The following is a 6,346-nucleotide window of genomic DNA, read 5'->3' on the forward strand; positions in this document are numbered from 1 at the left end:
GTCCACAATCCCGGACTTGAGCGCCGAGGCATGGACCTCGGCCCCTCCTTCGATCATGAGACTGCTGACCTCCATCACTCCGAGGTCTTCCAGGATCTGGACGAACTCGATCCTGTGCATCCCCTTTTTCGCGACCAGGACCGTGACGTTTCGTTCCTGATAGGCCTTAATCCTCTCCCGAGCTACGTCCCCTCCTGCAAAGATGAAGGTCTTGGCAGGGGAATCATTTACGATCACCCGGGCATCGAGCGGGGTCCTCAAGTGGGTATCCAGGATGATTCGGATCGGGTCCCTGCCCTGGCGTCCGGCGAGCCGGGTCGTCAGGCTCGGATTATCCGTGATGACCGTGTTGACGCCGACCAGGACCGCATCCACGGTGTCCCGGATTTCATGCGCTCGTTCCCGTGCGGCTTCTCCGGTGATCCACCTGGAGTCTCCGGTCCGGGTCGCAATCCTTCCATCCAGGGAGACCGCCGCCTTGAGGATCACAAAGGGGATCTTCTTCGTGATGTATTTGATGAAAAACTCGTTTAATTTTCGCGCCTCGTTCTCCAGTATCCCGACGTCCACCTTAATTCCGGCGTCCCTGAGCATCCGGATTCCCCTGCCGTTGACCAGCGGATTCGGGTCCTGCATGGCGGCCACCACACGGGCCACCCGGCTTCGGATGATGAAATCCACGCATGGAAGGGTCCGCCCCCGGTGGCAGCACGGCTCCAGGGTCACATACAGCGTGCTCCCCTGCGCGGCCATGCCGGCCTCATTCAGGGCGTGAATCTCAGCATGAGGTGTCCCGGCCTTCTGGTGGTAGCCCATTCCGGCAACGGCCCCATCCTTGACCACGACCGCGCCGACCATGGGATTCGGCGATGTGCGCCCTCTACCCTGTTGGGCCAGATGCAAAGCCATTTTCATGTAATCCGTGTCATTCATTGATAAACTCGTTTAAATCATATAGATGAATATTTTTCCTCAAACGCATGATATTACAGATGAACTTCCTGCAAAACCGTCCAAATAAAAAACCCGAAGCGTATAAACACTCCGGGCATTCATTTCACACATAACTGTGCAAGCCTTCTTCCATCCAGACTGTCACTGTCGGCCCCGGAGTCTCACCGGATCAGTCCCCATGTTTACACGAGGAGTCGCGGGCTATACCGCCGATCGGGATTTTCACCCTGCCCTGAAGGTTTATACATATTCAAATTTGGATATATCTTATGACCGGTGCAGATAAAAGTCAAGCCTTTTTTCAAACAAGCCTTTTTCGGTCTGATGAGAACCGGGCAGAGCGTCCCTGCTCCCGTGATCTCAGGAGGTTGAACCCAAAGATTCTCTTGTCAACTTCAATGGAATTCTCTATATATTAGGGGATACGGATTTAAAGAGATCATCTCAGGAAAAATTATGCAGCGGTTCTTCATGTTCAGTGGCGCTTTTCTTCGCGCCATGCAATTCAGTTTCCTGGTTATGGTTATTGTGCCAAGCGCTGCATCTTCTGAACCCCCGATCATGGAAGCCCATGCTTCTATCACCTATCCCATTTCTTCTCCGTATTATCCTATTGTCCTCAGAGGAAAAGACCTTCCGTCTCTTCATGATGTTCCCATAGGACGGATTTCCCTGTATGCAGCCCATGGGGCACAAATCAAACCGATCCCCTTCCAGATCGATCGCCGTGATAAAAAAGGACGGTTCGAAATCCCAGTTGACCAGGAGGGCAAGACATTTGAGAAACGCCAACCCCTGGACGAAAACGACGAGTGCGTGTTCATGTCTTCGGATATCGGTGAGAAAATAGAGTCAATCCCTGATGTGGCGCGGATCGAAGGAGCCACGGGCATCGAGATGACAGACCCCGGCACCGGCCGGCACGGGTGGGTCTATGCATTGGTCTTTCAAGGGGCGCCCCCCGGAGGTTGCCGATCATGATTATGTTTCCTACAACCCTGCAGATGACTCTGTCGAATCCAATGTCTACCGGATCGCGTTTTCAAAGAAGAAACCCTTTCTCGTGGACACCCTCCTTCAGAAAGATGAGGTGAGTCATCAATATAGCAAAAATTTTTCAGATACCATGAAAATCAGACATAAAGGGAAGCTCTTCCACCAATTTGAATTCCTGAGAACCCAGGATGACTACACCTCCCGGCTGGCGGCTGTCAAGGACGGACCCGTCCGGGTCATCCGAAGAACAGAGAACAGGGTCCGCGTCCTCTGGAAATTTCGCACCCCCGACATTACCATTGATTATGTCCATTACGCCAATGCCTTTTTTGTGAACACCTCCATTGATGTCCCCTTCAGACCCGGATGGTTCCTTTCGGATATGGCTACCCTGATGACCATGGACGGCAACGACGATCCGTCGCTGCCTCAAGCCAGCCTTTTCAGTAACTCGTTCCAGGACGGGCTCGTCATCAACGGAAGGGTGACGGAAGAGAAGAAACGATTCAATGCCTCCGGTGACAAATATTTCGTTCTGTCCAGCGCCTACGGGAAAATATTAGTCAGGCTGGATATTCAAAAAGGCTCCCCCATTCAAGACAAGGTCTACCTGATGGACGACAGGAACGTCCCTGACCCTCCGGAAAATATTCCCGGCCAGTTCGGCAACGTGGGTTTTCTTTTAAGGGGCTGGGAAAATCTGGATGTCTCCGTCCAGCGATTGTGCATGGCCGTTTATCTGATCCGGGATGTCTCCGTGCAACAGGGTCTGGAGACATTGAAAAACGCCCCTTCCTTTATGAACTGAGACATAACCGAATGAAAGGATACGGATGCACATCCCGATAAAACCGCTATCGTAATGATAGCTAGTATTTTATATTTCATATGTGGCCGCGAAGCACGGCTGACTGATACTGAGCCAACAGTCTCGGATCATCAATCGACCCATGATGATGGACCTGTTTCCACTTGCCGTCAATTTTACTGATATAGGTTGGTATGACCATACTTGCTTTGGGAACCATATCGTGCCCCGCCGGATTTCATAACGGCGCTTTCCTGAGCCTGAGGGCGTTGCTGATGACCGACACGGAGCTGAAACTCATGGCCGCCGCCGCAATAATGGGAGAGAGCAGCCATCCGAAAGCCGGATATAGCAGACCGGCAGCCACCGGCACGCCGACCGAATTATAGATAAAGGCGAAGAAGAGATTCTGACGGATGTTGCGCATGGTCGCACGGCTGAGAAGTCTTGCGCGCACAATGCCTCGAAGGTCGCCCTTGATCAGGGTGACGCCGGCGCTTTCCATGGCCACGTCCGTGCCTGTGCCCATGGCGATGCCGACATCCGCCTGCGCCAGCGCCGGCGCATCGTTGATGCCGTCGCCGGCCATGGCCACCACCCGTCCTTCAGCCTGAAGTTTCTTGACCACCTCCGCTTTTTGTTCCGGCAACACTTCAGCCTGGACCTGATCAATCCCCAGCTTGCGTGCAACGGCTTCGGCTGTCCTGCGGTTGTCGCCCGTGAGCATGACGATCCTGATCCCTTGGGAATGCAAGGCTCGTATGGCATCAGGGGTGGAGTCCTTGATCGGGTCGGAGACACTGAGCAGACCGGCAGCCTTATCGTCGATACTGACGAACATGACAGTATGACCTTCAGCCCGAAGGTCGTCGGCCTGTTTTGAAAGATCGCCTGCACGAATACCGAGGCTTTCCAGGAGCTTGATGTTGCCCAGAGCGACCTTGTGCCCTTGGATGTCGCCTGTGACGCCCTTTCCGGTCACCGACTGGAAGTTGTTGACCTGAGTGAGCTCCATGCCCTTGTTTCGAGCGCCCCGTACGATCGCCTCTGCAAGCGGGTGTTCGCTCCCCTGCTCAAGGCTGGCGGCCAACCGGAGCGCCCGCTCTTCATCAGCGCCGGCAACTGTTTTTACGATGACCAGTTCCGGTTTTCCCTGGGTCAGGGTTCCGGTTTTATCCACGACCAGGGTATCCACCTTTTCCATGATCTCCAAGGCTTCGGCATTCCTGATCAATACACCGGCCATGGCGCCCCTGCCCGTACCCACCATAATGGATATGGGCGTTGCCAGTCCGAGCGCGCAAGGGCAGGCGATGATCATAACGGCCACGGCATTGACGACGGCATGGGCCAGTCTGGGTTCCGGTCCCCACAGGCCCCAAATCAGGAAGGTCAAGACGGCGATGATGATCACAGCCGGAACAAAGTATCCCGAGACCACGTCGGCCAATTTCTGGATGGGGGCTCGTGAGCGCTGTGCCTCGGCAACCATGTTGACAATCCGTGACAACAGGGTATCGGCGCCGACCTTCTCCGCCCGCATCACCAGGCTTCCCGTACCGTTGATCGTCGCGCCGATCAGCCTGTCCCCGGAGATTTTTGTTACTGCCATAGGCTCGCCGGTAACCATGGATTCATCCACATGGCTTGCGCCGTCAAGCACGGTGCCGTCCACCGGTATCTTCTCACCGGGCCGCACGTGAAGCCTATCGCCCGGCTGGACCTCCTTCAGCGGGATCTCCTCTTCCCTGCCGTCATCATGGATGATGCGGGCGGTATTCGGCGCCAGGCCCAGTAACAACCGCATCGCGGCGTTGGTGCGTGAACGGGCGCGCAGTTCGAGCACCTGCCCCAGGAGCACCAAAGCGGTGATCATGGCCGCCGCTTCGAAATAGACATCCACGGCGCCGCCTTGCATCTGCATGACGGGCGGAAAGATATGCGGAAAGAAGAGCGCAACCACGCTGTAAATCCAGGCCACCGAGACACCGAGACCAATCAGGGTGAACATATTCAGATTCCATGTCAGAACCGACTTCCAGCCTCGAACGAAAAACGGCCGGCCCCCCCAGAGCACGACCGGCGAAGCCAATGCAAACTCCATCCATTGAACCATACGCATGGAGAGTCCTTCCGGCAGCAGTGAGGGCCAAAGATCCGCCGTCATGGCAAGCAGAAATAACGGCGCCGACAGGATCGCACTCACCCAGAATCGCCGGGTCATGTCGAGAAGCTCCGGGTTTTCTTCTTCCGTTGGGACCATTCTCGGCTCCAGCGCCATGCCGCACTTCGGACAGTCGCCCGGAGAGGATTCCCGGATCTCAGGATGCATGGGGCAGGTGTAAACGGCTCTCCTCTCTCCCTTCTTTTCAGGCGCCGCCGGTTCTTGTTCCAGATATGGCTCCGGGTTCTCCTTGAACTTGTGCAGGCAGTGTTCACAGCAAAAGTAAAAATGTTCCCCGGCATGTTCATGATGATATTTGGAATCACTTGTGACCTTCATTCCACAGACAACATCTTTCATATTTGTATTCTCTCCTGCATGGCGTTTCGTGTCAGTTTGATCATTCTTGTTTGGCCACACCTGAAACCAGGACTTTCCCGACGATTTTCATTTCAAGGTAATCGAGACTCCTCTCAAAGAATTGAACCAGGAGATCGGCTGTTTCGTATTTTTTATCTTCGAACGGCACAGCCAAGACTGCCGATTTGCCCTTGATCCCCTTTCTATTCTCGGGACAATTGAAATAGACGAATCTATCCATGAAACATTTCATGAGACCCGTTGGACCGTACCAATATACGGGTGTTCCAAAAACAAGCACATCGCTTTCAATGATTTTAGGATAAATTTCATTCATATCATCCTTCTTGCTGCATCTCTTTCCTTTCCAGCAACGATGACATCCATCACACTCCTGGATCCGCAAGTCTTTCAGGAAAAGCAGATCCGTTGCCGCTCCATGAAGCTTGGCCCCGGACAGAATTTGTGAAACAAGAATGTGTGTATTGCCATGTTTCCGAGGACTGCCGACGATTCCCAATACTTTTTTCATTGATCAATCCCAAACCTGAATGAAGGATTAGAGGTAATAGATAAACGCCATATTCCCATTTATTAATAGTCTCGAAATAGAATAGACATGGTTCATGAAATCTCCCCCTACCCCTCTTTTCCAAAGAAGGGGAAATTCCTCCCTTTGACAAAGGGAGGTTGGAGCCTGCCCTCGAATGGGTTTATCGAGGGAGGGATTTTCGATATGATGTCGTTTCTATTATGAGAACCTTAATATATCGTATTTTACAGGCATTTTCAACTCGTCAAAAACTTCTTGAAGTTGATCTATCCCCTATCTTTACTTTAAGCGGCCCTGAGGTGGTCAAGTAAAAATGGACACTTATTTAAGCGGCCTTTCTTAAAAGCCACATACGCTCGTACTCCCTGGGACTCAGATATCCAAGATAAGAATGACGCCGTTTACTATTATAGAACATCTCGATGTAGTCAACGATGTCTGTCCTGGCTTCGTTCCTGGTATTGTAATTTGTGAAAAATACCCGTTCTGTTTTCAGGCTGCCAAAGAAACT

The 6,346-nt window shown here is 52.9% G+C and carries 5 protein-coding genes and 1 other annotated feature; of the genes, 2 read left to right on the forward strand and 3 right to left on the reverse strand.

All coding sequences use genetic code 11. The annotated features are described in order from the left end of the window. Positions 1-858: riboflavin biosynthesis protein RibD (locus tag AUK29_06415; GenBank protein ID OIP63533.1), on the reverse strand; the 858-nt coding region annotated here is incomplete at its 3' end. Between the two features lie 213 nt (positions 859-1,071). Then, positions 1,072-1,198: a binding site (FMN riboswitch), on the reverse strand. A gap of 212 nt (positions 1,199-1,410) precedes the next feature. Between AUK29_06415 and AUK29_06420 the strand changes: the two genes are divergently transcribed. Together AUK29_06420 and AUK29_06425 are read left to right on the forward strand one after the other, a co-directional pair. Further along, entirely contained in the window at positions 1,411-1,935 is a 525-nt protein-coding gene (locus AUK29_06420; protein OIP63534.1) for a hypothetical protein, read from the forward strand. Next, positions 1,889-2,758 carry a hypothetical protein gene (locus AUK29_06425; protein ID OIP63535.1) on the forward strand — a complete coding sequence of 290 codons (870 nt, stop codon included), beginning with the start codon at positions 1,889-1,891 and terminating at the stop codon, positions 2,756-2,758. Before AUK29_06420 ends, AUK29_06425 begins: the two co-directional genes overlap by 47 nt. Positions 2,759-2,996: 238 nt before the next feature. On the opposite strand, the gene AUK29_06430 is transcribed toward AUK29_06425, so the two are convergent. Together AUK29_06430 and AUK29_06435 are read right to left on the reverse strand one after the other, a co-directional pair. Further along, positions 2,997-5,282 (reverse strand): copper-translocating P-type ATPase, encoded by a 2,286-nt coding sequence (locus AUK29_06430; protein OIP63536.1) that lies wholly within the window; start codon positions 5,280-5,282, stop codon positions 2,997-2,999. A 40-nt stretch (positions 5,283-5,322) separates the two neighbouring features. After that, positions 5,323-5,802 carry a hypothetical protein gene (locus tag AUK29_06435; protein OIP63537.1) on the reverse strand — a complete coding sequence of 160 codons (480 nt, stop codon included), beginning with the start codon at positions 5,800-5,802 and terminating at the stop codon, positions 5,323-5,325. Between the last annotated feature and the right edge of the window lie 544 nt (positions 5,803-6,346).

This window comes from Nitrospirae bacterium CG2_30_53_67 (genome assembly GCA_001873285.1).
Taxonomy (GTDB): Bacteria; CG2-30-53-67; CG2-30-53-67; order CG2-30-53-67; family CG2-30-53-67; genus CG2-30-53-67.

Coding starts and splice junctions, on each gene's coding strand:
- AUK29_06420 (OIP63534.1), top strand. CDS start 1,411: ATGCAGCGGTTCTTCATGTTCAGTGGCGCTTTTCTTCGCGCCATGCAA.
- AUK29_06425 (OIP63535.1), top strand. CDS start 1,889: ATGCATTGGTCTTTCAAGGGGCGCCCCCCGGAGGTTGCCGATCATGAT.
- AUK29_06430 (OIP63536.1), bottom strand. CDS start 5,282: ATGAAAGATGTTGTCTGTGGAATGAAGGTCACAAGTGATTCCAAATAT.